This window comes from Herbaspirillum sp. DW155, assembly GCF_037076565.1.
GTDB lineage: Bacteria > Pseudomonadota > Gammaproteobacteria > Burkholderiales > Burkholderiaceae_D > Herbaspirillum.
The window spans coordinates 2,728,946-2,754,826 of record NZ_AP029028.1 but is presented as its reverse complement, the minus strand read 5'-3'; the positions used below and the strand labels follow the sequence as shown (position 1 = coordinate 2,754,826).

At 61.1% G+C, this 25,881-nt stretch carries 25 protein-coding genes; 18 read left to right on the top strand and 7 right to left on the bottom strand.

What is annotated here, in order from left to right:
- Positions 1–25 precede the first annotated feature (25 nt).
- A complete protein-coding gene (locus AACH55_RS12610; RefSeq protein ID WP_338714822.1) occupies positions 26–1,411 on the bottom strand; it encodes an aminotransferase in 1,386 nt (461 codons plus the stop codon).
- Between the two features lie 133 nt (positions 1,412–1,544).
- Between AACH55_RS12610 and AACH55_RS12605 the strand changes: the two genes are divergently transcribed.
- A complete protein-coding gene (locus tag AACH55_RS12605; protein WP_338714820.1) occupies positions 1,545–2,273 on the top strand; it encodes an SDR family oxidoreductase in 729 nt (242 codons plus the stop codon).
- 40 nt (positions 2,274–2,313) lie between these two features.
- On the opposite strand, the gene AACH55_RS12600 is transcribed toward AACH55_RS12605, so the two are convergent.
- Positions 2,314–2,475 carry a hypothetical protein gene (locus AACH55_RS12600; protein ID WP_338714819.1) on the bottom strand — a complete coding sequence of 54 codons (162 nt, stop codon included), beginning with the start codon at positions 2,473–2,475 and terminating at the stop codon, positions 2,314–2,316.
- A gap of 337 nt (positions 2,476–2,812) precedes the next feature.
- Here AACH55_RS12600 and AACH55_RS12595 point away from each other — a divergent pair, with 337 nt between their 5' ends.
- Complete coding sequence (locus AACH55_RS12595; RefSeq protein WP_310158016.1) at positions 2,813–3,577, top strand: IclR family transcriptional regulator; 765 nt, start codon at positions 2,813–2,815, stop codon at positions 3,575–3,577.
- 106 nt (positions 3,578–3,683) lie between these two features.
- On the opposite strand, the gene AACH55_RS12590 is transcribed toward AACH55_RS12595, so the two are convergent.
- Positions 3,684–4,340: an RNA polymerase sigma factor gene (locus AACH55_RS12590; protein WP_338714818.1), complete on the bottom strand. Its 657-nt coding sequence runs from the start codon at positions 4,338–4,340 to the stop codon at positions 3,684–3,686.
- A 309-nt stretch (positions 4,341–4,649) separates the two neighbouring features.
- Between AACH55_RS12590 and AACH55_RS12585 the strand changes: the two genes are divergently transcribed.
- From AACH55_RS12585 to AACH55_RS12535, 11 genes are all read left to right on the top strand, one after another.
- Entirely contained in the window at positions 4,650–5,858 is a 1,209-nt protein-coding gene (locus AACH55_RS12585; RefSeq protein WP_338714817.1) for a porin, read from the top strand.
- A 128-nt stretch (positions 5,859–5,986) separates the two neighbouring features.
- On the top strand, positions 5,987–6,742 hold the full coding sequence (locus tag AACH55_RS12580; RefSeq protein ID WP_338714816.1) for an IclR family transcriptional regulator: 756 nt from the start codon (positions 5,987–5,989) through the stop codon (positions 6,740–6,742).
- A 228-nt stretch (positions 6,743–6,970) separates the two neighbouring features.
- Positions 6,971–8,545, top strand: a complete 1,575-nt coding sequence (locus tag AACH55_RS12575) for an ABC transporter substrate-binding protein (RefSeq protein WP_338714815.1) — start codon at positions 6,971–6,973, stop codon at positions 8,543–8,545.
- 99 nt (positions 8,546–8,644) lie between these two features.
- On the top strand, positions 8,645–10,111 hold the full coding sequence (locus tag AACH55_RS12570; protein ID WP_338714814.1) for an IS1182 family transposase: 1,467 nt from the start codon (positions 8,645–8,647) through the stop codon (positions 10,109–10,111).
- 343 nt (positions 10,112–10,454) lie between these two features.
- On the top strand, positions 10,455–11,426 hold the full coding sequence (locus tag AACH55_RS12565; RefSeq protein ID WP_338714811.1) for an ABC transporter permease: 972 nt from the start codon (positions 10,455–10,457) through the stop codon (positions 11,424–11,426).
- Positions 11,427–11,439: 13 nt separating this feature from the next.
- The gene (locus AACH55_RS12560) at positions 11,440–12,405 is read left to right on the top strand and encodes an ABC transporter permease (protein ID WP_338714810.1); all 966 of its coding nucleotides are present in this window, start codon (positions 11,440–11,442) and stop codon (positions 12,403–12,405) included.
- Between the two features lie 9 nt (positions 12,406–12,414).
- Positions 12,415–13,374: an ABC transporter ATP-binding protein gene (locus tag AACH55_RS12555; protein ID WP_338714809.1), complete on the top strand. Its 960-nt coding sequence runs from the start codon at positions 12,415–12,417 to the stop codon at positions 13,372–13,374.
- 2 nt (positions 13,375–13,376) lie between these two features.
- Positions 13,377–14,360, top strand: a complete 984-nt coding sequence (locus AACH55_RS12550; protein ID WP_338714807.1) for an oligopeptide/dipeptide ABC transporter ATP-binding protein — start codon at positions 13,377–13,379, stop codon at positions 14,358–14,360.
- 29 nt (positions 14,361–14,389) lie between these two features.
- A complete protein-coding gene (locus tag AACH55_RS12545) occupies positions 14,390–15,280 on the top strand; it encodes an N-formylglutamate amidohydrolase (RefSeq protein WP_338714806.1) in 891 nt (296 codons plus the stop codon).
- A gap of 60 nt (positions 15,281–15,340) precedes the next feature.
- Entirely contained in the window at positions 15,341–16,192 is an 852-nt protein-coding gene (locus AACH55_RS12540; protein WP_338714804.1) for a serine hydrolase, read from the top strand.
- Positions 16,193–16,231: 39 nt separating this feature from the next.
- Positions 16,232–17,614: a CapA family protein gene (locus AACH55_RS12535; RefSeq protein ID WP_338720133.1), complete on the top strand. Its 1,383-nt coding sequence runs from the start codon at positions 16,232–16,234 to the stop codon at positions 17,612–17,614.
- A 102-nt stretch (positions 17,615–17,716) separates the two neighbouring features.
- Here the strand turns inward: AACH55_RS12535 and AACH55_RS12530 are convergent, their stop codons facing one another.
- The 3 genes from AACH55_RS12530 to AACH55_RS12520 all read right to left on the bottom strand — a co-directional run bounded on the left by AACH55_RS12530 (position 17,717) and on the right by AACH55_RS12520 (position 21,266).
- Entirely contained in the window at positions 17,717–18,211 is a 495-nt protein-coding gene (locus AACH55_RS12530; RefSeq protein WP_338720131.1) for a CesT family type III secretion system chaperone, read from the bottom strand.
- Between the two features lie 30 nt (positions 18,212–18,241).
- Positions 18,242–19,336: an amino acid racemase gene (locus AACH55_RS12525; protein WP_338720129.1), complete on the bottom strand. Its 1,095-nt coding sequence runs from the start codon at positions 19,334–19,336 to the stop codon at positions 18,242–18,244.
- Between the two features lie 88 nt (positions 19,337–19,424).
- Entirely contained in the window at positions 19,425–21,266 is a 1,842-nt protein-coding gene (locus AACH55_RS12520) for a hypothetical protein (RefSeq protein ID WP_338720127.1), read from the bottom strand.
- A 615-nt stretch (positions 21,267–21,881) separates the two neighbouring features.
- On the opposite strand from AACH55_RS12520, the gene AACH55_RS12515 reads away from it, so the two are divergent.
- Positions 21,882–22,304, top strand: a complete 423-nt coding sequence (locus AACH55_RS12515) for a CesT family type III secretion system chaperone (protein WP_310838666.1) — start codon at positions 21,882–21,884, stop codon at positions 22,302–22,304.
- Positions 22,305–22,478: 174 nt separating this feature from the next.
- Here AACH55_RS12515 and AACH55_RS12510 read toward each other — a convergent pair whose 3' ends face one another.
- Positions 22,479–22,898, bottom strand: coding sequence for a hypothetical protein (locus tag AACH55_RS12510; protein WP_338720124.1), 420 nt, complete (start codon positions 22,896–22,898; stop codon positions 22,479–22,481).
- Between the two features lie 133 nt (positions 22,899–23,031).
- Here AACH55_RS12510 and AACH55_RS12505 point away from each other — a divergent pair, with 133 nt between their 5' ends.
- The 4 genes from AACH55_RS12505 (at position 23,032) to AACH55_RS12490 (ending at position 25,763) form a co-directional block, all read left to right on the top strand.
- On the top strand, positions 23,032–23,361 hold the full coding sequence (locus AACH55_RS12505) for a hypothetical protein (RefSeq protein WP_338720122.1): 330 nt from the start codon (positions 23,032–23,034) through the stop codon (positions 23,359–23,361).
- Positions 23,362–23,470: 109 nt separating this feature from the next.
- Positions 23,471–23,683 carry a hypothetical protein gene (locus AACH55_RS12500; protein ID WP_209568933.1) on the top strand — a complete coding sequence of 71 codons (213 nt, stop codon included), beginning with the start codon at positions 23,471–23,473 and terminating at the stop codon, positions 23,681–23,683.
- Between the two features lie 50 nt (positions 23,684–23,733).
- Complete coding sequence (locus tag AACH55_RS12495; RefSeq protein WP_209568931.1) at positions 23,734–23,907, top strand: hypothetical protein; 174 nt, start codon at positions 23,734–23,736, stop codon at positions 23,905–23,907.
- Between the two features lie 290 nt (positions 23,908–24,197).
- Positions 24,198–25,763 (top strand): class I SAM-dependent methyltransferase, encoded by a 1,566-nt coding sequence (locus tag AACH55_RS12490; protein ID WP_338720119.1) that lies wholly within the window; start codon positions 24,198–24,200, stop codon positions 25,761–25,763.
- Positions 25,764–25,881: the final 118 nt, after the last annotated feature.

The following is a 25,881-nucleotide window of genomic DNA, read 5'->3' as shown; positions in this document are numbered from 1 at the left end:
TGTAAGGGCAGGTGCATGCGCATGATTACGCCATCTTCAATGCTCGCGCCGTATCGTCCAGCGTCAGCGTGAGCTTGTCGATCAGTTCGTCCAGCTCGTCAAGACTGGCCACCAGCGCGGGAGCAAGGATGATGCGTGCGCCGGAAGTGCGCACGATCAGCCCGTGGTGCTGCGCCCGCCGCATGCAATACAGCCCGACCGCATTTTCGTTGGCAAAGCGCTCTTTGCCCTGCTTGTTGGGGGCCAGCTGCAGGGCGGCCACCGCGCCGCTGCCTTCAATGCCGTTGACCAGCACATGGCCGCCCAGGCGGCTGCGCAGTTGTGCCTGCAGATAGGGACCGGTGCAGTTGGCCAGTTGCGTCAGCACACCGCCTTCGTCCAGCAGCGACAAGGTAGCCAGCGCGACTGCGGCGGCAACCGGATGCCCCTGGTAGGTCAGGCCGTGGGCGAACACGCCGCCGCACTCGGCCAGCGTCTCGCCGACGCGCTCGGAGAGCACCAGTCCACCCATAGGCACATAGCCGGAAGTGAGGCCCTTGGCGATGGTGATCAGGTCGGGCTGGAACCCGAAATGCTGATGGGCGAACCAGTGACCGGTCCGACCGAAGCCACCGATGACCTCATCGGCACACAGCAAGACCTCATGGCGTTGGCAGATGCGCTGTATCTCGGGCCAATAGCTGGCGGGTGGGAAGATCATGCCCCCGGCCCCCTGAAAGGGCTCGGCCACGAATGCCGCCACATTGTCCGCGCCCAGTTCGATGATCTTGCGCTCCAGGGCTTGCGCTGCATGCAGGCCGAACTCGGTCTCGCTGAGCGGGCCGTCATAGTCGAACCAGAAGGGCTGCTCGATGTGCGTGACCTCGGGCAGCACGCTTGCGCCCAGCGCGTGCATGATCTTCATGCCGCCCAGGGAGGCGCTGCCTACCGTCGAACCGTGATAGCCATTGTGGCGCCCGATGATGACGCGCTTGCCGGCGCGTCCGGCGAGTTCCCAGTAACGGCGCACCACCTTGATGAGCGTCTCGTTGGCCTCGGAGCCGGAGTTGCAATAGAGCACGCGGCTGTAGCAGGCGGGCAGCAGTTCGAACAACCGGCCCGACAGCTCGGCGACCGCAGGGTGGGTGGTGTTGAAGAACTGGCTGCAGTAGGACAAGGTGGTCATCTGCCTGGCGGCCGCGTCCACCAGTTCCTGCCGGCCGTAGCCGAGGGTGGTGCACCACAGGCCGGACATGGCATCGAGCAGGCGATGCCCCTGATCGTCCCAGACATGCAGGCCCTGGCCGCGTACGATGACGCGCGCATGCTCGGGTTGAAGGAACTTGTGATCCTCGAAGGGCAACAGATGTCGCGCCAGATGAATGGCCCGATAGTCTCTTTGCTCCAGTGCGCGACCGACGATATGGTTCATGGATGTTGTCAGCGGAAGTGTGCTTCGGGGAACGCCAACGGAGCAGAGCATGCCGTGGCGGGCTATTGCTCGTTGAGTGGCATCGCAGCGCCGGCGGTTCCCCCGCCGGTAGAACCGGACCGCAGGAGTCGACATGAAAGCAGTCGTGACGGGCCACAGCCGTGGTCTTGGAGCGGCCATCGCCGCCGAACTGATGCAACGCGAGATTGCGGTATTGGGCCTGGCACGTCGCCGCAATGACGCGCTGGCCCGGCAATGGCCCGGCTTGTTGCATGAACAGCTGATCGATCTGGCCGATTCACCGCAACTGTGCGCCTGGCTGGACAGTGACCTGTTGGCAGCCTTTCTCGCCGATCAGGAACAGGTGCTGCTGATCAACAACGCCGCCACCATCGAACCCAGCGCTGCATTGCCATCCCAGTGTGCCCATGACATCGCCCGGGCTGTCATGCTCAATGTCGGCGCGGCCCTCATGCTCTCGGCGCGGGTGGCGACACTGGTGCAAGCCTGCCCCGGCTGCACATGCCGCATCCTGCATCTGTCCAGTGGGGCCGGTCGTCAGGCCTATCCGGGATGGTCGGTGTACGGCGCGAGCAAGGCCGCCCTGGACCAGCATGCACGCGCGGTCGCGCAGGATGCCTTGCCGTGGTTGCGCATCTGCAGCCTGGCTCCCGGCGTGATCGATACCGACATGCAGGCACAACTGCGACAGCTTCCGGCCGAGCGGTTTGCCTTGCGGGAACTGTTTCTCAGCCTGCAGGCACAGGGGCAACTGAGGCCACCGGCCGCCTGTGCGCGAGACGTGGTGGATTTTCTTTTGACTGAAGCGTTCGGGCAGCAGCCGGTGGCAAGCCTGGCTTGATCGCAGGCCGCAGGCCGCCACGGTGCATGGGCTGGCGATCTCAGGCCGGGCGGCAATCATGGCCGGTCAATGGAATGACCGTTACGCCGCAGGGGCCGAAGCGATCGCAAGCCGCCGCTGCTGCATCGCTGCTGCTGCGCGCCAGTTCCGTGTAGGCATAAGCTTGTCCTGCCGTTCTTACCCGCACTGCAAATGTTTTCATCAGAGCGTCTCCTCCCGGGTTGCGCCATCGGCTGTGACGGCCTGCATGCCTGGCTACCGTCAGTGGCGATGGCGCGCCAGTTGGTTCGCAAAGGAGATGCGCCGCCGCGGTGCGGGCTTGTATTGTTTCCATCAGGGAAACAGTGTATCGTTTTGCCCTTGATCTTCCGTTTCATCGGGCAGGTTGCGGACGAGTTGCGAGACGTCGTGACCTGATTTGCCCGGGCGGGCGAACACCAGGCGCGTATTTCTGCGAAAATGGCCATCCCGTGGGGGCGGGACCAGGCCGTTGGTGACGGTCTCGTGAAGATTGCGTTGAATAACAAGGAAACTGATTTATGAGTTACACCGTCGATGCCGTCAGCAAGGCGATAGAGCTGCTGTTTCTGGTGGCTGAAGAAGGGGGCAATGGCGTGACCGAGCTGGCCAAGCGCTCCGGCAATACCAAGGCGCGTGCCTTCCGGCTGCTGACTACGCTGGAAGAATGTGGTCTGGTACGGCGTCAGTTGCCCATGGCGACCTACAGCCTCGGTTATCGTGCGCTGATTCTGGGAACCGCCGCGCAGGGCCAGTTGAGCCTGGTCAACGTGGCCCGTGACATCCTTCAGGATATCGGGAACGAATGCAACGAGAGCGTCCTGGTCAGGGTGCGCGACGGCATGGATACCGTCTGCGTGGCGTGGTGGGATGCACCGCATGCGATCCGGGTTCACAGCCAGTTGGGTGATCGCCGTCCCCTGTTTGCCGGGGCCTCCGGCAAGCTCTTGCTGGCGTATGCACCGGCCGATGTGCAGGCCGAGATCCTCTCCGGCAAGCTGCAGAAATTCACCCCGAACACCATCATCAAGCAGGCCGACCTCAAGAAGGAACTCAAGAAGATCCTGGCGGAGGGATTCAGCATTTCCCATTCCGAGAAGACGGCGGACATGGTGGCGGTCGCCGCTCCGGTGCGCGATTCCCAAGGCAATGTGGTGGCGTCGCTGTCCATGACGGCGCCATCGAGCCGCGTGCCCAGGGAGAAACTGGACAAGTACGTCAAGATCATCACCCAGGCCGCCGCCCGTTTCTCCCAACTGCTGGGCTACGTCGACGCGCTGGCCTGAGAAACGCAGACCTTTCCTGTATTGCTTTCAGGCCGGACTGCTCGCGCGATCCGTCGAGTCTTCCCGGGACGCGCTCCCGGCCCGGCCTGAAACGCCTCTTTCTTCTTCATTGATACGCATGCAGCAGCGATCTGAGCTTGCGCCGCGCATGAAACATGCGGGTCTTGATGGTATTGACCGGACATCTCATGGTGTGTGCGATCTCATCGTAGGCCATGCCGTGGTAGTAGGTCAGGGCGACCACATTGCGCTGCTCCAGCGGTAACTCGCCCAGCGCGTCTTCCAGCAATTTCCTCATTTGCAGATGGTTCATCTGCTGTTCCGGCTCGGGCATGGCGCTGAGCTCATCTTCGTCGATCACGATCTCTGTCTTTCGTTGCACGCTGCGCAGTGCTTTGAGACCCTGGCGATAGGCAATCGAAAACACCCAGGTCGAGACCTTGCAGGTCTGATCGTAGGTATGCGCTTTCTGCCACACCACCAGCATGGTGTCGTTGATGATCTCGTCGACAAGGTGCGGGTGGGCGGCGAAGCGACGCAGGAAAGCGGTCAGCCGCGGACAATACTGTTTATATAATTTCTCGAAAGCGACCAGATCGCCCTGGGTGATGCTCGCCATCAGGCCGGCGTCGTTGGCGGCCACATCGGCGGGCACATCGCCGTCCGGCACGCGGCGCTGTCGCCCTTTTTTCGGCATGTCGTGTCGCATCTCGCTTTCCTTGCACTCAGGTGTCAATAGGCTGCCATGCATGGCCTGACGCATTCATCGGTGCGATGTCCGGAGCACGCCTGCGCTCTTTCGATCAGTGAAACGCCTGGCTTGGCCAAAGATGACGCCGGGCATTGTCTCATTTGGTGCAGGTTGCCTGCCCGTGCCACTTTCCGGCGCATTTTCCGCGCCTGAATAGCCGACGTTGTTTCACATAATAATACAGCTTATTTTTTTAATGAAACATCGTTGACGAGCTGGATACAGCTGTTTAACATGTCGCCTGTCGTTACAGTGGTTTGCAGAATGAGACGATGGGATGATGTTTCTATTATCGACAATCTGGTATCAAGGGAGAGAGATGTGAAGAAATCCGCAATTGGACTGGCCTGCCTGGGGCTGGTGGGGACCGCCTGTGCGCAAAGCTCGGTGGAGATTTACGGCATTGCCACGGCCGGGTTGGGTTATGTCGACAAGGTGGCTACCACCGGCACCAGCACGGGTAATCGCGTGGGCATCGATTCGGGCCAGTACACGCAGTCGCGTCTTGGTTTCCGTGGTGCCGAGGATCTGGGCGGCGGCAACAAGGCCGAGTTCGTCATTGAAGGCGGCTTTACGCTGGATAACGGCGCCTCCACGCAGAATGGTGCCACCTTCGGTCGCCGCACCACGGTAGGCCTGTCCGGTAATTACGGCGATGTGCAGTTGGGTCGCCGCAAGGATTACACCGATTTCATCGCCAACCAGTATTCCACTGCATCGCGCATGCTGCCCTTCACCGGCAAGGCGCATGGCAACAATCTGGATCGTGCTACCGGCGAACGCGCCAACAACATGATCTACTACACCACGCCGAACTTCAGCGGCTTCCAGGCCAACTTCACCTATGCCTTCGGCGAGACGGCCGGCTCCAACAGCACCGGTCAGTCGCTGGGACTGGGTGCCAACTATGACAATGGCCCGTTCGGCATCGGCTTCGCCTACTGGCAGTCGAAGAAGGCGGCCACCGTCGGCTCGGCCACCACCAATACCAGCAGTGACCAGGGTGCGGCTTCCAACGCCGGCTGCAATACTTCCACCTTGGGCAATGCAGGCGACACCTGCACCAAGGTCTGGATGCTGGGTAGCAACTACGATATCGGTCCCGTGACCCTGCGCGGCACTTACTCACTGGTCAAGCAGCCGCTGGTCAACGCCTCTTCGGGTACTGCGGTCAACTTTGTGCGTACCGCGACCGCCACCAGCGGCGTAGCGGCATTCACTGCAGGCGGCATCAACAATTCGCGCGCGGACATCTATGACGTCGGTGCCGACTACAAGTTGGGCAACTGGGTCTTCAAGGGTAGCGTGATCCATTCCCGTTACGACTTCGTGGGTGCCTCCAGCAAGGGCAAGCTCACCACGCTGGTGCTGGGTGCCGATTACAATCTGTCCAAGCGCAGCCTGCTGTACGCGATGGTGGCCAACATGCGGGCCGCCGACATGTACAGCCCGGGCCTCACCAGCAATGGTGCGCCGGGCGCGGACAAGTCGCAGAACGCCCTGGCGCTGGGCATCCTGCATCGCTTCTGAGGTTCTGTTTTTCTTGAGGTGGCTCCTCTTTGCCAATCTCGCTTGCGGGATTGGCTTTTTTCCGGAACGTCGGCCTGCCCGGGTAGCGCCGCTCAACCGCGCCGGACTCCTGCCGAGACATCAGAGTCATGCCTGATTACACAATCGATGCAGTTGATGAGACGCTGGGCCTGCTCCTGCTGGTGGCAAAATGTCCCGGCCTGGGGGTGACGGAGTTGTCGCTGCGCTCGGGGATGACCAAGGCGCGGGCGTTCCGCATGCTCTATACGCTGGAGAAGAGCGGTCTGGTTTGTCGCGACCACCATGCTCCTGTCTATTACCTGGGCCACAATGCCTTATACCTGGGGGTGGAGGCCGAGGGCCAGATCAGTCTGGCCCGACTGGGCAAGAAATACCTGCGGCAGATCGGCACCGCCTGCCACGAAACCGTGCAGATGCGCATCCGCGATGGTCTGGAATCGGTCTGCATTGCACGCTGGGAATCCTTCGAGCCTGTCAACGCCCCGAGCCAACCAGGCAACCGGCGGCCGCTCTATGCAGGAGCGTCGGGCAAGGTACTGCTGGCTTATGCTCCCCGGGAGATTCAGGATCATGTCCTGCGCACTGAGCGCAAGCGTTTCACCGGGGCCACGCTGGTCAATCGCAGCAGCCTCAGGCAGGCGCTGGACAAGGTGTTGCAGGCGGGGCATGCAGTCTCCTACGGCGAGATGTCGGTCGATTCGGTGGCCATTGCAGCGCCCGTCTTCAATGCCAATGCCGAGGTGATGGCCACCATCAGCGTGGCCGGCCCGGCCAGCCGTATCGGTGGCGAAGAGGTTACGGCAATGGCCGGTATGCTGCGCACGGTGGCGCGCCAGTTGTCAATGAATCTGGGATATCGTTGAACGTCGCAGGCAAGCTATCCATGCGCTCATCTGCCGGCCGCTGGCAAGGGTGGCTGGCGCGAGTGACGGCGAGGCGAAGCCGTCATGAAATACGCGCTCGCGCGCCAATGCAGGTCTGGTGTCCTGTCTCCACCCGGAAGCATTGCTGCTCTGGTCAGAGGCGGGAATGCACCGAGCTGATGGCGGCAGCTTCAACTGTTTAATCGAAGTCAAGAAGAGGGTCGCAACATGTTCAAGGTAGTGAGGAAAATATTTGCCGCAGCCTGTATCGCCGTTGGACTGCTGGGGACGGTCGTGCAGGCGGCTGAACTGAAGATCGGGTTCAAGGCGGAAATCACCTCGGCCGATCCCCATGTGCTCAATAGCGCCAACCGCAATATTTGGGCCCACGTCTATGATTCACTGGTGGCCCAGGATCATCATCTCCGTCCCAAGCCTGGTCTGGCGCTGTCCTGGCGCATGCTCAATCCGACCACCTGGGAATTCAGGTTGCGGCCGGATGTGAAATTCCATGACGGGCAGACCATGACGGCCGAGGACGTCAAGTATTCGATCGAGCGCGCCATGAACCTGTCGGGGCCGCGCACCTTCCGTTCCTATCTGCGCGAAGTGAGCACCATCAGCGTCACTGCGCCCTTGACCGTGCAGGTCAAGACCAGGCACGTCAGCCCGACGCTGCCCGACAATCTCGGCCTCATCGCCATCCTGCCCAGATCCCTGGGTGCGCACGTCAGCGAAGAAAGCTTCGCCAATGGCAAATCGGCCATCGGCACCGGGCCGTATCGCTTCGGCAGCTGGCTGCATGGACAGAAACTCGTGCTCAACAAGAATCCGGCGTACTGGGGCGAGAAGGAACCCTGGGATACCGTGAGCTTCCAGTTCATACCACGTGAGCCGGCTCGCGCAGCCGCCTTGCTGTCCGGCTCGCTGGACATCATCAACGATATCACCGCCAACATGGAGACTTCGCTGCGTGCCTTCAAGCTGGTCTCGGTGACGTCCTACATGCTCAACTACCTGGCACTGGATCAGTTCCGCGACAGCTCGCCCTTCGTGCGCGACGCCAGTGGCGCCCCCATGAAGAAGAACCCCATGAAGGATCTCAAGGTGCGTCAGGCGATGTCGATGGCCATCAACCGCGACGGCATCATCAAGTACCTCATGAAGGACGATGCCACGGCGGCCCAGCAACTGGTGCCCAAGGGATTCTTCGGCTACGACGCCCAGCTCCGGCTGAGCGGCTATGACGTCGCCAGGGCGCGGGAGTTGCTGGCGCAGGCCGGCTATCCGCAAGGTTTTCAGCTGACCCTGCATTGCCCCAACAACCGCTATGTCAATGACGCCCGACTGTGCGAGGCCATCGCCCAGCAATGGAGTCAGGTGGGGATCAAGACGGACGTGGCGACCATGCCTTATGCCGTGTTCCAGACCCGAGCCTTCGGCAGCGGCAGCGGCGAACCGGAATTCAGCGCCTTCCTGGTAGGCAACGGGGCCGTGACCGGCGATTCGCTCACGGGACTGGTATCGACGATCCACAGCTACAACGCGGCCACCTCGGTTGGCGTGAGCAACTATGGCCGCTACAGCAACAAGGAAGTGGATGCACTCATCGAACGCGCAGCCGGTACTACCGATGAGGCGGCGCGGGCAGATCTGCAGCGGCAGGCCAGCCGTCTGGCCCTGGGCGATGTCGCCATCATTCCGCTGCAGCACCTCAATGCATCCTGGGCCATGAAGAAGAACCTCGTGCTGACCCCGCGCGCCGACGGATTCACCATGGCCATGGATATCCGCCAGAAGTAAAGATCGTCGCACGCGACATGGAAAGGAGTGCAGATTGCACTCCTTTCAGATTGATGACAAAGCCCTGGCGAGAGCCAAGGCTTTGTTGTTTAATCGGTCATGCTCAAAAAACCGACAGCCGCCCAGCACGAGTTAGAGATGGTGACCATCGAGATGCTCGTGCCCAAGGACCACCTGCTGCGCAAGATCGACGCGGCGGTGGATTTCGAGTTCATCCGCGAGAAGGTGGCGCATCTGTATTGCGCCGACAATGGCCGCCCGGCACTGGACCCGGTGGTACTCTTCAAGCTCTTGTTCATCGGCTACCTCTTCGGTATCCGCAGCGAGCGCCAGCTCATCCGCGAGGTCCAGGTCAACGTGGCCTATCGCTGGTTTGCCGGATTCCGTCTGACCGACAAGGTGCCGGACTCCTCCACCTTCTCCCAGAACCGGCGCCGCCGCTTCATTGATACCACCGTCTATCAAGACATCTTCGACGAGATCGTGCGCCAGGCCATTGGACGCGGCATGGTCGATGGCCGTGTGCTCTACAGCGACAGCACCCACCTCAAGGCCAACGCCAACAAGAACAAGTTCGACTACGTTCAAGTTGCCCAGACACCCTCGGCCTATCTGGCCGAACTGGATGCGGCTGTGGATATCGACCGTGCCGAGCATGGCAAGAAGCCGCTCAAACGTGACGATGATGATGAGCCGCCCACCAAAGAGATCAAGGTTAGTCGCACCGATCCCGAGAGCGGCTACATGGTGCGCGACGACAAGCCCAAGGGCTTCTTCTACCTGGATCACCGCACCGTCGATGCCAAGCATTGCATCATTACCGATACCCATGTCACGCCCGCCTCAGTCCATGACAGTCAACCTTATCTGGCACGCCTGGATCGTCAGCGCCAGACGTTCGGATTTGATGTACAGGCCGTTGGCCTGGATGCTGGCTATTTCACACCGGCCGTCTGCCAGGGACTGGAGAATCGCGAGATCAGCGGCGTGATGGGCTACCGCACACCCAACCACAAGCCGGGGACATTCTTTAAACGGGCGTATGAGTACGATGCCTACCGTGACGAATACATCTGCCCGCAGGGCCAGTCCTTGCACTACAGCACCACCAATCGGCAGGGGTATCGGGAATACAAATCCAAGCCTGAACAATGCCGGGGCTGCAAGGTACGCGAGCAATGCACCAATAGCGCCAATGCGGTCAAGGTGGTGACGCGCCATGTGTGGGAGCGTTCCAAGGAGAAGGTGGATGATCGGCGTCGTACCGAATGGGGCAAGCGCATCTATGCCCGACGCAAGGAAACGGTAGAACGCAGCTTCGCCGACGCCAAGCAATTGCACGGACATCGCTATGCCCGCATGCGCGGCTTGCGCAAGGTCGCCGAGCAGTGCTTGTTGGCGGCGGCGGCCCAGAACATGAAGAAGATTGCCCTGCTGGTGGCGCGCTTGCGCGCGCTTTTACCGGGCTTGAACGCCTATGCCAGCGTACAAAAGTGGCTACAGAGAAAAATGAGCGCATTGCTTGGCTTCTGCGCCATCGACCATCTGCAAATTACCTGCGCCTGAAAAACAAAACCCCGTGTTCGAAAACACGGGGTTCGTCATCAACCTGAAAGGAGTGCAGATTGCACTCCTTTTTTTCTTTGAGTGAACCGCGCTTTCTCCGCGGATTCGCGTCTAAACCCATCCGGCGGGAAACGTTGGAATCCCGCTCTGGATAAGGGTTTCCGCCTGGAATCGTGATCCATAAAAAGAGGTTTCAGAGGGTGATCTTTGTTTGACACGGTATCGCTTGATAATATATAGTATCGCTCATTGATACAGCGTATCATGATCTGCAAGGGGCTGCCGGGACAGCCTCCGGATCGCAAGGAGGAGTCCGGCGTGAATTCGACATGGGAGCGGAACGATGTTTGAGATGTTGTTGAGGCGCGCGCTGCAAAGCGTGCTGGTGATCTTTGTGATGTCGATCCTGGCTTTCGTCGGCATCAATCTGGTGGGCAATCCCATTCATCTGCTGGTCGCGCCGGATGCCCCGCTGGAAGAAATACAGCGCGCCTCGCATGCGCTGGGGCTGGATCTGCCGATGTACCAGCAATACCTGCGCTTCGTGAGCAACGCCCTGCATGGGGATCTGGGCAATTCCTTCGTCTTCAATCAGCCGGCCATCGGTCTGATCTTCGAACGCATGCCGGCCACCTTCGAACTGGCCGTGGCGGCCTTGCTGCTGTCGGCGCTGATCGGCATTCCGCTGGGCATGTGGTCCGGTTTGCGCCCCGGTAGCCGCGTGCACAAGCTGGCGATGGGATTTTCGGTGCTGGGCGTGACGGTGCCGGTGTTCTGGCTGGGCCTGCTGCTGATCCTGGTGTTTTCGGTCAACCTCGGGTGGCTGCCTTCCGGCGGCCGCGGCCCGACCACTTCCTTGCTGGGGATACAGGTGAGCTTCCTCAGCTGGGAAGGGCTGCAGTACATGGTGCTGCCGGCCTGTACGCTGGCCCTGCACAACATCGCGCTGGTGATGCGCATGACCGAGGCCGGCACGCGCGAGGTGGCGGTACAGGAATACGTCAAGTTTGCGCGCGCCAAGGGGGTAGGGGCGGTACGTCTGATGATGCGGCATATCGCGCCTAACGTGATGATTCCCATCGTGACCGTCATGGGCATCGAGTTCGGCCACCTGATCGCCTTTTCCCTGATCACCGAAACCATTTTCGCCTGGCCCGGCATGGGCAAGCTCATCATCGATTCGGTGCTGCAGCTGGACCGGCCGGTGGTGGTGGCTTACCTGATGGTGGTCCTGCTGCTTTATGTGGTGATCAATTTCGTGGTGGACGTGCTGTATCTGATCCTGGATCCGCGTCTGCGGACCAAGTCGGCGTAAAGAGGCAAACATAATGATGATGAATGATATCGAGACAGGCGCACTGGCATCGCAGGCTCACTCAGGAGAAGGCGTCGCCAGACCGTCCACCGAGACTGCTGCCTCGGAGTCCCCCTGGCGCGTACTGGCCAGACGCTTTTTCAAGAGCCGCGTCGGCACGGCGGCTGCACTGCTGCTGGCCATCCTGATCGTGGCGGCGGTGGCCGCACCGCTGATTGCCCCTCAGGATCCCTATGACCTGTCCAAGGTCTCCATCCTGGAAGCCGAACGCAGTCCCGGTACGCTCAGTACCGACCAGAGCATGCACTACCTGCTGGGCACCGATGGCGCTGGCCGCGACATGCTCAGCGCCATTCTCTACGGATTGCGCATCAGTCTGGGCATCGGTGTGGCCAGCGCGCTGGTGGCACTGGTGCTGGGCACCAGCCTGGGCCTGGTGTCGGCCTACTTCGGCGGCAAGGTGGATGCCTTGCTCATGCGCGTGGTCGATGTGCAACTGAGCATCCCGACGATCCTGGTGGCCTTGGTGCTGCTGGCCGTGCTGGGGCAGGGGGTGGACAAGACGCTGATGGCGCTGGTGCTGGTGCAGTGGGCCATTTTTGCCCGCAATGTGCGCGGCGCGGCCCTGGTCGAACGCGGCAAGGATTACATCGAGGCGGCCTTGGGCCAAGGCTTGCCGGCGCGCCGCATCATGTTCCGTCACGTGCTGCCCAACTGCGTGGCACCGCTGATCGTGACCACGACCAATCAGATGGCCAATGCCATCACGCTGGAGGCGACCATGAGTTTTCTCGGCATCGGCCTGCCGCAGACCAAGCCTTCACTGGGCCTGCTGATTTCCAACGGCTTCGACTACATGCTGTCGAACCAGTACTGGATCAGCGTCTTTCCCGGCGTGGCCCTGGTCTTGCTGGTGATGGCGGTAAGTCTGGTAGGCGACCAGTTGCGCGTGGTCCTCAACCCCAAGCTGGACGCATAAGGAGCGAAGATGGCACTGCTGGAAGTCAGGAATCTGGTCACCCAATTTCACACGGAAGCGGGTGTGGCCAAGGCGCTGGACGATGTGTCGTTCACGCTGGAAAAAGGCAAGGTATTGGGTATCGTCGGTGAATCCGGGTCGGGCAAGTCGGTGACGGCTTTCTCGCTGATGAACCTGATCGACGCACCGGGCCGCGTCACAGGCGGCGAGATCATCTTCAAGGGCGAGAACCTGAGGCAGGCCAGCCCCAGGCGATGGAGCCAGTTGCGCGGGGATCGCATCGCGATGGTGTTCCAGGACCCGATGATGTCCCTGAACCCGGTCATGCGCATCGGCGCGCAACTGGGCGAGACCATTGCGATCCATCGCAAGGCCTCGCGCAAGGAGATTGATGCGCGCGTGTGCGACGCCTTGAAGCGGGTCGGCATCCCGGCCCCCGAGGAACGCATGCGGGTATATCCGCACGAGATGTCCGGGGGCATGCGTCAACGCGTGGCCATCGCCAATGCCATCATCAATCATCCCGATCTGATCATCGCCGATGAGCCGACCACGGCGCTGGATGTGACGATCCAGGCCCAGATCCTGTATGAGATGAAACAGCTGGCGCGCGAAAGCGGAACCGCCCTGATCTGGATCACCCATGACATCAGCGTGGTAAAGGACCTGGCGGACGACCTGTGCGTCATGTATGCCGGCCGCATCATCGAGCGCGGGCCGGTACAGCAGGTCATCCGCCAGCCGCTGCATCCCTACACCCAAGGCCTGATCGACTCGCTGCCACAGTCCGGGCACCAGGGCAAGCGCCTTTACTCCATTCCCGGTGCCACGCCGCCGCTGCTGCGACTGCCACCCGGTTGTTCCTTCGCGCCACGCTGCAGCCGTGCAGCGCCGGATTGCCAGACCATTCCGCCGGTCGTGGCCGCGGGCGGCCGCGAACATCGCTGCTTCTACCCACTGAGTGCATGAGGATGACGACAATGCTGACGACCAATGAATTAAGCAAGAGCTTCAGCCTCAAGAGCAGCGGGCTCACACGGGCGCTGGGCAAGCTGGGGCTGGCCAGGCCGCCGGCACGGCGGGTATACGCGGTCAATGAAGTCTCGCTGAGCATAGAACGCGGCGAAGTCCTGGGGCTGGTCGGGGAATCGGGCTGCGGCAAATCCACCGTGGGCAGGATGATCGCCGGTCTGCTGCCGGCGACCAGCGGCAGTCTCTCCTTCGACGGCGTGGACATGACCAGGCCGAGCCTGCAGACGCACCTGAACATTCAGATGGTGTTCCAGAATCCGTATGCCTCGCTCAACCCGCGCCAGCGGGTGGATCAGATCATCAGCGAAGCGGCCTTGTATCACGGACTGGTGCAACGCAAGGATGCCGCTGCCTTCGTCGGCGATCTGCTCAGGCAGGTCGGTCTGGACCCGTCCTATGCGGGTCGTTATCCGCACCAGTTCTCAGGCGGGCAGCGTCAGCGCATTGCGATTGCGCGGGCGCTGGCACTGGACCCGAAGTTCATCGTCTGCGACGAGGCCGTCTCGGCGCTGGACGTGTCGGTGCAGGCGCAGATCCTCAACCTGTTCATGGAATTGCGCGAGACCAAGCAACTCACCTATCTGTTCATCAGCCATAACCTGGCGGTGGTGGAATACATCGCGGATCGGGTGGCGATCATGTATCTGGGCCGCATCGTGGAGATCGCCGACAAGCGGTCAGTGTTCGCCCGGCCCAACCACCCTTATACCCAGGCGCTGATGGCCGATGCGCCCAGGCTCGATGCCAAGGTGGTGGAACATCGGCCGATCCAGGGCGAGCTGCCCAGTCCGCTCAACCCACCCGCCGGCTGTACTTTTCACCCCCGCTGTCCGCGCGCCATGCGCCGCTGCAGCGAGGAACGGCCGATGCTGCGCAGCATCGGCGATGGCCACTGGTCTGCATGCCATCTCAATGACGCCTGATGGCGTCGCAGTATCCAACGGAAAAAGCAATGATCAAGTCAGTCAATCAAGTGTATGCATTACTGCGCCCGGGCGTGAGCGAGACCCAGCTGCCGCTGGTGGTCGATTCGCCCCACAGTGGCACGATGTATCCCTTCAACAGCGGCATCGTGGCACCTGCCGAGGCCTTGCAGACCACCTGGGATGCGTACGTCGACGAATTGTGGGCGGGCGCGCCGGCGGTCGGAGCGGCCTTGCTGTCGGCGCGATTTCCGCGCGCCTACATCGATCCCAATCGCGCGCCCGATGATATCGACCAGGAGATGCTGGCGCAGCCCTGGCCCCATGCGCTCACACCCTCAGCGGCATGCAGCCGTGGCATGGGCCTGATCCGGCGTCACGCCCTGCCGGGCATTCCGATGTATCAGGACAAGCTGAGCATCGAGGAGGTCGAACATCGCCTGCGTCATTACTATCATCCCTACCATGCCGTTCTGAAGGCCTTGCTCGATGAAGCGTTCCAGCGTTTCGGCCGCGTCTGGCACATCAACTGCCATTCGATGAAGTCGGTGGGCAATGCCATGAACGTGGACAATGGCGCGGATCGCCCCGACATCGTGGTCAGCGACCGCAAGGGCAACTCGGCCAGCAGCGCGCTCACCGAGTGGGTCGCCGGCGAGTTTGACCGACGCGGCTATCGCGTGAGGATCAATACGCCGTATCAGGGCGGCTATATCGTCCAGCATTATGGGGTACCGACGATGCGCCGACATAGCATCCAGATCGAAATCAAGCGCAGCGTCTACATGAACGAGAAGCGCTGCGAGAAACATGAGGGATTCGACCGCCTGCAGCATGATCTGAGCAGCTTCCTGGCCTCGCTGGCCGAGCACCTGCGCAAGGATATGCACCAGAGTCCGCCGGTGACGCCCGCGCCGTGAGGCCACTGCGTCACCTCCTCACGTAGCACAGAATCGGAAATCGTCGAAAAGGAAATCAAGATGCAAGACCTGGTAGCGCGCCTGAACGCCATCTGCGATGAGCAGCCCTATGTGACCGCCTGGTATGTCAAGAACCTGATCACCGGCCAGGAGGCCGATCGCGACGGAAATGTCGCCTTCCCGTCGGGAAGCACCCGCAAGACCTCGATCCTGATGGCCGTGCTGCGCGCCGTCAACCAGGGGCGGCTGGACCTCAATGCGCCGATCGTGTACGAGGAAAGGCTGCGTCAGGGCGTGATGTCGGGAACCTTCAAGTACCTTACGCCGGGCTTTACCATCAGCCTGCGCGACGCCCTGGTCCAGATGATCATCGTCAGCGACAACGTGTGTACGGCCATGGTGATGGAGCGCATCAGTCTGGAAGAAATCAATCAGTTCTGTCATGGCATCGGCATGCGCAATACGGTCCATCGCAATTCGGTGCCGCGTCCGGATATGCCGCCCGATCACAAGCTCGACGAAGTGACCACCATCAGCGCCTGCGATCAGGGACTACTGTATGACCTGATCCTCAAGGGCTGTTCCGATCACGAAGCCGCACAGCGCCTGGGTTGCACGCCGCAACAATGCGCCTTTGCCATCGAGGTCTTGAGCTGGCAGAAGTTGCGGACCAAAATGGCATCGCTGCTGCCCTCCGATACCAAGGTCGCCCACAAGGGCGGTACCGGCAAGCGGGGCCGCATGGATGGTGGCATCGTGTTCCGCAACGAACAGCCCCTGTTCATCCTGACCGGTTACACCGACCAGGTGCCCTGGGAAATGCCTGACGGCATGCCCGGCTACGTGTCGGCCTTCAATACCCTGGGCCGCCTGGCGCGGGCCTGCTGGGATGGTATCGGCAACGACCGCTGATCCGCGTCCCGACCCGCTTAACGTAATGAAAGAGCAGCCATGAACGACAAGCAAGACGTCCACCACGAAGAAGGAAAACTGGCCCCTTCATGGATGGATGCCAACGTGCCAGAGGGTTTCACTCTGGTGGCCACAGGCGACCTGATCCTGACCGACGCCATCTTTCCCCGGCTGCAGCGCAAGAGCCCGGACCTGATCGATTTGCTCAGGAGCGGGGATGTCACCTTCGGCAATTTCGAGGGAACCGCCATCGATCTGCAGCGCTTCGGCGGTTATCCGTCGGCGCTGGCCGGCGGCTCCTGGCTCATCAGTACGCCTGCCGTGGCGCAGGATATCAAGGACATGGGCTTCAATCTCATGAGCCGCGCCAACAACCACACTACCGACTGGGGCGTGGAGGGCATGCGCTATACCGATGCGCTGTTCGACAAGGCCGGCATGGTTCACGCCGGAACCGGCGAGACGCTGGCGCAGGCCCGCGCGCCGCGCTACCTGTGCATCCCGGCGGCACGCGTGGCCATGGTCGCGCTGGCTTCGCGCTTTGAGGCCAATGCCCGGGCCATCGATCCGCTCGGCCAGATTCCGGGGCGCCCCGGCCTCAATGCCTTGCGCACCACGCGCCATGTACTGGTTTCCCCGCAGCGACTGGCGATGCTGGCGGCCATTCGCGATGCGCTGCCCAAGGGCATGATGCGCAAGTCCGTTCTGGCTGCCGATGCCCGCAATGGCACGGTGACCCTGTTCGATATCAAGTACCGTGCCAGCGAGGAGGTCGGTGAGGGCGTTGATTTCACCTTCACCATGGACGAGCGCGACCGCAAGGAAATCATCCATCACCTGCGCCAGGGCAAGCAGAGCGCCGATTTCGCCATCATCTCCATGCACACGCACGAACCGGGCAATTTCTGCGAGACACCGCCGGACTTCATGCCGCTGCTGGCCCGCCAGGCCATCGACAATGGTGCCGATGCCTTCATCGGCCACGGCCCTCACCAGTTGCGCGGAATCGAAATCTACAAGGGCAAGCCGATCTACTACTCGCTGGGCAATTTCTTCTTCATGGAGAACCAGCAGCAGCCCATCACCCGCGATGAACACGAGAAGGACAAGGTAGAACCGATGTCCATGACCGAGGCCGAATTCATGGAGCACCGACGGGTGCATGGCGTGTTCAAGGAACAGGTGTGGTATGAGAGCGTCGTGGCCGTCAATCGCTACGGCAGTCGTGGCCAGCTGCAGCAGATCGTGCTGCACCCCATCGAGATGCATTGGCAGGGTGAACGCGATGCCGACCGCGGCATTCCGCGCATCGCCCACGGCGAGGACGCCCAACGCATCCTGCAACGTCTGCAACGCTTGTCTGCCGCCTATGGCACCCGCATCGATATTGTCGGGGAAGTGGGCATCGTCAGCCTGACCTGAAAGAGACCGTAGAAAAAATGCTGCCTGCCGGGAAGGCAGGCAGCATCGTCAGGCGCAGATCATTGATGACGCGTCAGTTCAGCAGCACTGGCGCGCACTGCTTCAATGCGTGATGCCATCGTCGTCGGTGGAGGTGGGTCTGCTCCACAGCTGCGGGATCTTGCTGGCATGACCGTGATGCCGCCTGGCCGGCGGAGGGTCGAGGAACTGATCCTTGCGCCAGTCCATGGCCTTGGCGGCCAGATGGGCCAGAATCGAACGCAGCATGACGGCATCCATGCCGCCGAGCCGGTAACGGTTGGCAAAGACGATCCGACCGGTCGCCGGCGAGAGCGTGTAGATGGGACCGTTGCCGGCATACATCAACAGATTGGTCTCCAGCAGCGCGCGATAGGCCTGGGCTTCGCGTCCGGCTTCCACCGCGCCGAAATCACAATAGACCAGCAGGGTGTCGGGACTGAGCTGCTCGTGGTGGGCCAGTGAGAACACGACATCGTTCACCGCCACCGGTCCGCCTTCCAGAATACCCTGCGCACCCTTGATCTGGCACAGGTTGCAGAGCTGGTGGATCAGTTGTTCATAGTGCTGTCTGGACATGGATGACCTCGTTGTTCTTCGTTATCGGACCTAGCGTGCAAACTTCGTTTCCAGTCGCGCCAGGTTGCGGGAAAACTCCACCGCCATCTCCGCCAGGGCCTGGGTCGGATCGATCAGTTTGATGTCGCCGTAATCCTTGTCTTTCAATGCCAGGGGAATTTCGGTACATCCTTCCACCACGGCCGAGAGCTTGTGCTCCTTGCCCAGTTCCTGAACCGCATTGTCCAGCAGTCTGGTTCCCTTTTCCATGTCGCCGAACTTGACCCCTTCGTAAATGCCGGCCATCACGTTGTCTTTCTGGGATGCCGGGGAGGGCAGCGCCCACTTGATGCGGGGGCAGCCATACTGCTCCATGCGCGTCGCCGTGGTCTGGTAGAGCTTGCTGTCGATGGTGCCGTTGGTGGCCAGCAGACCGACCGACTTGTCCGGATCCAGATTCTGCTTCTTGAGTGCCCACATGGTGGCTTCGGCGATATGCAGCAGCGGCACCTTCAGTTTTTCAGAAAGCACGCCGTGGTAAGCGTGGAAGGTATTGCAGGGAAAGATCAGAAAATGCGCCCCCGCGGCCACGCAGGCCTGTGCCACGGCGAGCGCGCCATGATAGGGATTGCTGGGGTCGTTCTTGAGCAGATGGGCGCGCCATTCGCCGGCGTTGTTACGGTCGCCCGTGAAGCTGTTGAGATAGGCAGTGCGGTCCTTGATCAGATTGGGGATGTTCATCGTGATGACCTGCATGTGATCCTGGTCGGATTTCGGGTCGCCCACCTCCTTGGCTGTCTTGAAGAGCTTCTGGGTGAGGTCCAGCGTCGCTTCCGGGCCCATGCCGCCGACCACCCCGACCGGGACGAAGTTGACGCAGGGCGGCAGCGGTACCTGGGCCGTGTCGATATCCTCGGTGCGCAGGCGCTTGGGGGAAGACCCCTCCTGGAAACTGCTACCCAGATCGAGGTGCCTCTTCCACTTCTGTTGGAGGATGGGATAGATGTCGTCGTTGTTCAGTTGCAGGGCCGGTCCCCACGGAACGACGCGCGCTTGCAATGCGGGCGCACGTTCCTGGACCGGGGCTTGTTCTGAGGAACCCGCCTGGCTGGTGTCGCCGGGCGAATGATGTGAAATGGCAGCCATGATTATCTCTGAGTCGAATGGATGGAGCAGGGCGCAAGCCCCGTGCGGCGCCGGGCCGCACGGGATTACGCGTCTGACTCTGCGGAAATTACTTGTCCAGGATGGTGTCGCTCTGGTCGACGTTGGCCAGGATGTGCGACACCAGGCGAGTTGACCACTCGCACAGCTCGGTCATCTCTTCCTTGCTCACACCGACCAGATCCAGCGTGGCTTCACTGCACAGCGGCTTCATGAATTCGGACGCGGGCAGGCCGGTGGCCAGCACCTGGGCCGAGACGCTGGCGAAGCTCTTGGAGAAGTCGCCGCTTTCACCTTCGCGCAGTTTGGAGCCGCCATCGATCTTGATGATCGCCGGCACCGCCTTGAGCTGAGGGCCCTTTTCCTTGTCGGAGTAATCCGAGTACACGGCCACGCGAAATTCGTATTTCATCGACTTCAGCGGCGAGTCCTCCTTGGACACACGGTCGGCGGTCAGGTACTCGGAGATGGTGTACGGGAAGCCGCCACGGTCACCATAGGTGCCCTTGACCGATTCGTAGGACTCCCTGATTTCCTGGCGGATCAGTTCCGGGGTCTCCTTCTCGGCAATGTCGAAGGCGCGGATACCGTCGCCATGGCCGGTGCCACTGGGCTTGATGATGACGCGCTTGCCCTCGGCCAGCATGCTCAGCACTTCCTTCTCGACATCTTCCAGGGTGGAGGCCTGACGATTGACGATCTCGCGCGAGAAGCCCGGATAGGCCGCACCCTCGGCCTTGTTGAACTGGTTGGTGAACGCGTAGGCGTGGCCCTTGGAAGCGGCCGGCACATAGCTGATGTTGTTGGAGGTGAATTTGCTGGTATCGAGTTTCTTGCCGCTGCCTTCATTGAGCGCATTGATGTTCAGCACCAGACGGTCGTTGCCGATGAAGCTGACCTTGCGGCCATTGAGGAAGGGCGTGCCGTCGTGGATCTCGATGGCCTTGGCCAGTTGCGCGGTATAGCCGACCAGCACGGTGGGTTGGGTGGGCTTGTCCCAGTTGTGGCCGTTGAGGATGTTCTTCATTTTTTCCACGCCATCCTTGTCGCGTCCCGGTTTTTCCAGTGCCTTGCTGTTCTCGATGACCGGCTTGCCGTCCTTCATGACCAGGGCGTCGGCATCGAAGCTGTCCACGCCCAGTACCTGCACGCCCAGGACCGGCTGACCGGTCTTCTCGGCCTGCTCCTGTTGCGCTTGCGTGATGGTGGTCTGCATGGCATTGGCGATCATCAGCTTTTCGTGGATCTTCTTGCTTTGCCCGAACGCGGGCGGATCTTCACGTCCGGAACAGGCGACCAGGAACAGTGCCGTCGGTTCTTTCTCAAGGATGTGGCTGACGTTGCCGAACGAACTCATCACGGTGTCCAGAGTGTTGGGCTCCATGGTGGTGATGTTGCCGTAGCCGGTGCCGTTGAGTTCCAGCAGGGTGGCGCGGAACTCGCCGGAGTCGGCGACCTTGTAGGGCATGATGTCCAGCGGTGCCACCACGAATTCGGTCGGTTTGATGTTGGCGGGCAGCGGCACGGCCGAGGCATCGCCAAAATGTTTGGCCAGTGCGGCGTCCTGCCCGCGCTGGGTCTCGAAGTTCTGTTCCAGCTTGACGTCGCGCACCAGGTCGGCTACACCGGGACTGGTCATCATCTTGACGAAGCCGGAACCCAGGCGCTTCTGCAGCAACGACAGGTTCTTGGCCGCCAGGCCATCGTCCTTGCCGGTGATGTTCTGCAGGATCTCGGCGACCACGGGATCAGAGACGGCCCGCAGCGAGGAGGCACGCGAGCCGGAACCGGAGATGCGCGGGGTGCCGCCGGTTTCAGTGGGCGTCGTGGCGCGGGTGGGGGATTGGGAGGAGGTGTCGGCGTAGTCGTCGTAATCGCGCTTGATGCCGCTGGTGGATGGAATGTATGCCATTTTTTTTTCTTGCCTGTGTATTCTCAAAATTGCGTGATGAACCGGAGGCAGTTGCCGTGTAACAGGGGCATGTCCGCACCAATGGGAGGGCGGTGTGTGCATGTCACGTCAAGGGTGCTTCCGGGGTGAATGGCGGGAAATTCATTGAACCCGCGTCATTGAGTTGAGGCCCGAAAAGGGCTGGTTCCATCGTGGCAATAAAATGGGAATGGCCGGGCGATCCGGCCGCTATCGGGTGGCCGGCAAGGGGGCGTGGGCAGGCGTAGGGAACGAGACGGGGAGGGAACCGGGCACAGTGGCGCGCCCACTCATGTCGACTCATGTCGAGTCAACTTCACCTCAAGGAAAGGAGTACATCATGTCGCTCATTGGCGGTCTGTTTCATGCACTGACGCATCCCCTGGATACCCTCATGAACCCCGTCGGCACACTTCATCGAGGGATGCACGGAAGACAGCAGCCCCAAACCGGAAGACATCAAGTAAGACGGCAGGCCGGAGCAGGACGTTACAAGGACGTCGTGGAGCCGGCTCTCAGCGGCGGTGCTGCAGGTGCTTGCCCCGCTGCGGCACCGCCTGGCCGACGCAATACGCGGGCCTACAACAACAAGCAAAAATGACGATCAGCCGTTACCGACAATTGATTGAACAACTGGGCGCACATTTCGGAATGCCTCTACAGGGAACCATGCACCAGGCCACCACCATGCAGGTGAAGGGGGTGGAATTGAATCTCTACCACGGTGGACTGATCGTGCCGGACAGCGTGCTGCTGTCTTGCGAATTCGGCCCGCTGCCTCAGTTTCAGCGCGAGAAAATATTGCTGCGCCTGCTGGAGACCAACATGTATCTCTTCAACGCCAATTGCCCCGCCTTCACCTATCAGGCGCAGAAGGACAGCATCATCCTCATCTGCCGCTTTTCACTGAGTTCGGCCTCGCTGGAATCGACCCTGGAACTGTTTGATTTCCTGGTGAGCCTGGCACTGCGCTGGCGGCGCGACCATTACCTGTTTGGTGAGGACGGAACGGAAATCTGAGTGAGCCAGGATAGCGCAGCGTGTAATGCGTGCGCTCGCTGGTGACGCAACACGCAAGCAACGACGAGACCCCGGCATGCCGGGGTCTCGTCTGCTTTGTTGCGCGCCTGCAGGCACTGCACAGGCGCTGCGATGGCTGGATCGTGCACGCCATCGCGCAACCCTGCTAAAGGATCAGCCGCCCTTGATGTCGCCGCCGCCGGCGTCGCCGCCGCCAGCATCGCCGCCCTTGGCGGCATCCAGGGTCTGGGTATCCACGCCCAGGGCACCGGCCAGCTTCTGCTCTTCACCAGGGCTGATGGTGCCTTTGGTCAGTTTCTTGAGCAGCTTCTTGATCTCGTCATCATCGCCGCCATTGCCGCCACCGTTGCCGGCGCTGTTGGCACCGCTGTTGGAATCGGGTTTCTGCGATTGCTGCGCTCGGTTTTCCAGTTCCTTTAGGATGGCATCCTTCTGCCATGGCTCCATACCATCTTTGCCCAGGGCCTTGAGCAGGTCGCCGGATGATGCATTTTTCAGGGTCGACGAGAACGAATCCATTTCGGCGCCGGTCGGGATGCTGCTGACGCTACCAGACGAGATACTTAAGCTCATGTTATTTCCTTGTAAGAGTTGAAGGGAACATCATTACTGCCCCGATAGGTTGTTTCGGGGGGCGCAACGGTTCCGTGCGACTCTTTCATTTCGTCACATCGCCTCGCAGCTCGATTGCAGGCGCCTGCCATGAATGGAACCGCACCGCCGGAAAATCCATACAGGAAGACTGGCGGACATTCCGCCAGCTCGCTGCACAAAGAAAATGATCTCGCCGACGGAACTATCGGCGTCGGCTTTCCCACCCATCGATGACCGTTCTGCTGTTCCGGTAGTGCGGTACTTTTTTTTACCATTCATGGAGGTTGTTATGGCTGCTGTAGGTGGTGCTTCTCTTGCAGGTTCTGGACATGCAATTGCGGATCAAAGTATGGAAAGCGCAGCTGAAACCGCTGTCAATGCCGTTACCGCATATACCAAATTCGTGAAGAAAGGGGAGGATAACGCCATCCAAAATATTTAAGCTCGGTAACGACCGGAAAGTTTCCGGCAGGTGGCGGTATCCGCAGCGGTGCCGCCACTGCCACTGTCGATTCTTTTTTCAAATGACGTCCTCATGAAAGGAGACGCTGATGAGCACTTATCAAAGCCAGATGATGAATTCATCCCAGTCGTACGGCAATCCCAGCCTGCGTCAGGGTGGTGAAGATCCCATGGTGCAGAATGCCCGGGCCGGCTCGGAAAATGCCATGGAATTCCAGCTGTGGGTGTCTCAGCAAGCTACATCGCTGGCCAAGCTGAAGATCTTCAGCGCCATGGCCAAGAACGTCAACGACCAGCAATAGGTGGTACGTACCAGGCGCGACTGCGGCAAGGAGAAATCAAGGAGAAATGGATGATCAGTAATGCGACTTCTTCGGTTGGTGTGGGTGATGGCGTTCGCAAGGGGGCTGAGCGCTCCATGCAAGTCGAGTCGGCCATCAGTGCTGCGGTGACAAACGTCGACAATGTGACGGTGTTCACCAAGTTCATCAAGAAGGCCGAGGATGCGGCGCAGGCGGCTGTCTGATCAGCGCTGCGCCTTCTTTACCTGCTTGATCTGACAGGATGACGACCACGATGACCCATTCACGTTCGCGCGACGCTGCGAGAAACGGCCACAGCATCTCAGCTGCGGCCCTGCCTGTGGACACGCTCCAACAGCCCGTGTTGGATGAGCATTTCCCCTGGCACCGCATTCGTCGCATGCCCCGCAAATAAGCCAGCGGATCAGTACAACGGCATGCAGTGTGTCGCATGCGCAGCGCCTGCCCGGGGTATACGGTGCGGCGCATTTCTTACGACAGAAAGGCAAACGCAATGGAATGGAGCAATGGCTATGTGCATGGCATCGACTATCCGGTCAGTTTCTTCGCCGAGCAAAGCCCGGTTCATTTGAGTGTTGGCTGTGTGGTGCACGGGGTGGAACCGGTGCCGCTGGATCGGCCCTTCACCTATATGGAACTGGGTTGCGGCCAGGGCCTGACCTCGGCGGTGCTGGCAGCGGCCAACCCGCAAGGGCGCTTCTATGCCGTTGATTTCCTGCCCACCCACGTCCAGACCGCACGCGAGCTGGTTGACGCCGCATCGCTGGACAATCTGACCGTAATCGAATGCAGTTTCGAGCAGATGGCGGGCGGCGAGATCGATCTGCCGCAGTTCGATTTCGTCACCATGTACGGCGTCTACAGTTGGGTCGATGCAGCCAACCGCAGGTACATCGCCGAATTCCTGCGTCGTTACCTCAAGCCGGGCGGCATCGCCTACCTCAACTACAACGCCATGCCGGGTTGGAGCTCGGCGCTTTCCCTGCAGCGCCTCCTGCGCGAATTCGGCCGTGACAGCACGCTGTCCTGCGAGCGCCAGGTGGCACAGGGACGCGCACTGGTCGAGGCGCTGCGCGACCAGAAAGCCGCCGCCTTCGCCCGTGCTGACAGCGACGGACTAGGGCTGCGGCTGGAGATGTTGGGCGGCAAACACGTGGATTACCTCGCCCACGAATATCTGAACCAGGGATGGGATGCGCTGTATTCCATCGATGTGATCCAGGCGATGGCTGCGGTCAAACTGGATTATGTCGGCTCGGCCCTGCTCGAGAACAGTTTCACGCAGCTGTACCTGACACAGGGACAACGCGACCTGCTGGCCGGCCTGCCCAACAGCGGCATGCGTGAGCTGGCATGGGACCATTTGCGCAACAGCTCTTTCCGCGAGGATATCTACGTCCGCGGCGCGCGCATGATGAGCCCGGCTCGCCGTGACGCCTGGCTGGAACGCTGCGGCGTGGCGCTCACCCTGCCTCGCTCACGGATCAATCTGGAACTGACGCTGGTGATCGGCAAGATCAACGCCGATGCGCGCCTGGCCGATCCGATGATCGAGGCGCTGCTGGAGCGCCCGCATTCGCTGGTCGAACTGGCCGCTCTGCCGGAAATCCGCAGCCGGGGATATGGCTTGCGCGAGGTCGCGTCGATGGCTGGCTTATTGATGGCGGGCAGGCAAGCGGCAATATTCTTTCTTTCCTCGGCCGGGAACGATCAGGCTCCGGCAGCGCGCCTGAACCGGGTGATCGCAGCCCGTTCCCGCGAGTGCGATCATTTCCAGGCGCTGGCGTCGCCATTGCTGGGCAATGGCGTGAAATCCAGCCTGCTGCAGCGGGTCGCTTACGATCAGGCCGGGCATGCGGTGCTACAGCCGGAAGGCTGGGTACACGCCATGGCGCAAGCCGTGCAGCGCCAAGGTGCCAAGCTCGAACGGGCGGGCGTGGCGTTGGAAGCACCGCACGAAATAGATGCCGAACTGCGCTATCTGGCCGAGGCCATCGCCGAACAACGCATGCCGGTCTGGCGCAACCTGAACATGGCACCGCTGGCTGCCACTTCCTGAGGGACGGTGCGCGTCAAGGAGAGGGCGGGAACCCACCTCATCCATCGTGGTGAGATGCGTTCCCGGCGCATGTCATTTCTCTGCACGGGTTGAAGCGGCCTGCTGACGCTGCCCACAG

What these genes read in the sequence shown, in the direction of transcription:
- AACH55_RS12610 (WP_338714822.1), bottom strand. Translation starts at nt 1,411, where the DNA reads ATGAACCATATCGTCGGTCGCGCACTGGAGCAAAGAGACTATCGGGCC.
- AACH55_RS12605 (WP_338714820.1), top strand. Translation starts at nt 1,545, where the DNA reads ATGAAAGCAGTCGTGACGGGCCACAGCCGTGGTCTTGGAGCGGCCATC.
- AACH55_RS12600 (WP_338714819.1), bottom strand. Translation starts at nt 2,475, where the DNA reads ATGAAAACATTTGCAGTGCGGGTAAGAACGGCAGGACAAGCTTATGCC.
- AACH55_RS12595 (WP_310158016.1), top strand. Translation starts at nt 2,813, where the DNA reads ATGAGTTACACCGTCGATGCCGTCAGCAAGGCGATAGAGCTGCTGTTT.
- AACH55_RS12590 (WP_338714818.1), bottom strand. Translation starts at nt 4,340, where the DNA reads ATGCGTCAGGCCATGCATGGCAGCCTATTGACACCTGAGTGCAAGGAA.
- AACH55_RS12580 (WP_338714816.1), top strand. Translation starts at nt 5,987, where the DNA reads ATGCCTGATTACACAATCGATGCAGTTGATGAGACGCTGGGCCTGCTC.
- AACH55_RS12575 (WP_338714815.1), top strand. Translation starts at nt 6,971, where the DNA reads ATGTTCAAGGTAGTGAGGAAAATATTTGCCGCAGCCTGTATCGCCGTT.
- AACH55_RS12570 (WP_338714814.1), top strand. Translation starts at nt 8,645, where the DNA reads ATGCTCAAAAAACCGACAGCCGCCCAGCACGAGTTAGAGATGGTGACC.
- AACH55_RS12565 (WP_338714811.1), top strand. Translation starts at nt 10,455, where the DNA reads ATGTTTGAGATGTTGTTGAGGCGCGCGCTGCAAAGCGTGCTGGTGATC.
- AACH55_RS12560 (WP_338714810.1), top strand. Translation starts at nt 11,440, where the DNA reads ATGATGATGAATGATATCGAGACAGGCGCACTGGCATCGCAGGCTCAC.
- AACH55_RS12555 (WP_338714809.1), top strand. Translation starts at nt 12,415, where the DNA reads ATGGCACTGCTGGAAGTCAGGAATCTGGTCACCCAATTTCACACGGAA.
- AACH55_RS12550 (WP_338714807.1), top strand. Translation starts at nt 13,377, where the DNA reads ATGACGACAATGCTGACGACCAATGAATTAAGCAAGAGCTTCAGCCTC.
- AACH55_RS12545 (WP_338714806.1), top strand. Translation starts at nt 14,390, where the DNA reads ATGATCAAGTCAGTCAATCAAGTGTATGCATTACTGCGCCCGGGCGTG.
- AACH55_RS12540 (WP_338714804.1), top strand. Translation starts at nt 15,341, where the DNA reads ATGCAAGACCTGGTAGCGCGCCTGAACGCCATCTGCGATGAGCAGCCC.
- AACH55_RS12535 (WP_338720133.1), top strand. Translation starts at nt 16,232, where the DNA reads ATGAACGACAAGCAAGACGTCCACCACGAAGAAGGAAAACTGGCCCCT.
- AACH55_RS12530 (WP_338720131.1), bottom strand. Translation starts at nt 18,211, where the DNA reads ATGTCCAGACAGCACTATGAACAACTGATCCACCAGCTCTGCAACCTG.
- AACH55_RS12525 (WP_338720129.1), bottom strand. Translation starts at nt 19,336, where the DNA reads ATGGCTGCCATTTCACATCATTCGCCCGGCGACACCAGCCAGGCGGGT.
- AACH55_RS12520 (WP_338720127.1), bottom strand. Translation starts at nt 21,266, where the DNA reads ATGGCATACATTCCATCCACCAGCGGCATCAAGCGCGATTACGACGAC.
- AACH55_RS12515 (WP_310838666.1), top strand. Translation starts at nt 21,882, where the DNA reads ATGACGATCAGCCGTTACCGACAATTGATTGAACAACTGGGCGCACAT.
- AACH55_RS12510 (WP_338720124.1), bottom strand. Translation starts at nt 22,898, where the DNA reads ATGAGCTTAAGTATCTCGTCTGGTAGCGTCAGCAGCATCCCGACCGGC.
- AACH55_RS12505 (WP_338720122.1), top strand. Translation starts at nt 23,032, where the DNA reads ATGGAACCGCACCGCCGGAAAATCCATACAGGAAGACTGGCGGACATT.
- AACH55_RS12500 (WP_209568933.1), top strand. Translation starts at nt 23,471, where the DNA reads ATGAGCACTTATCAAAGCCAGATGATGAATTCATCCCAGTCGTACGGC.
- AACH55_RS12495 (WP_209568931.1), top strand. Translation starts at nt 23,734, where the DNA reads ATGATCAGTAATGCGACTTCTTCGGTTGGTGTGGGTGATGGCGTTCGC.
- AACH55_RS12490 (WP_338720119.1), top strand. Translation starts at nt 24,198, where the DNA reads ATGGAATGGAGCAATGGCTATGTGCATGGCATCGACTATCCGGTCAGT.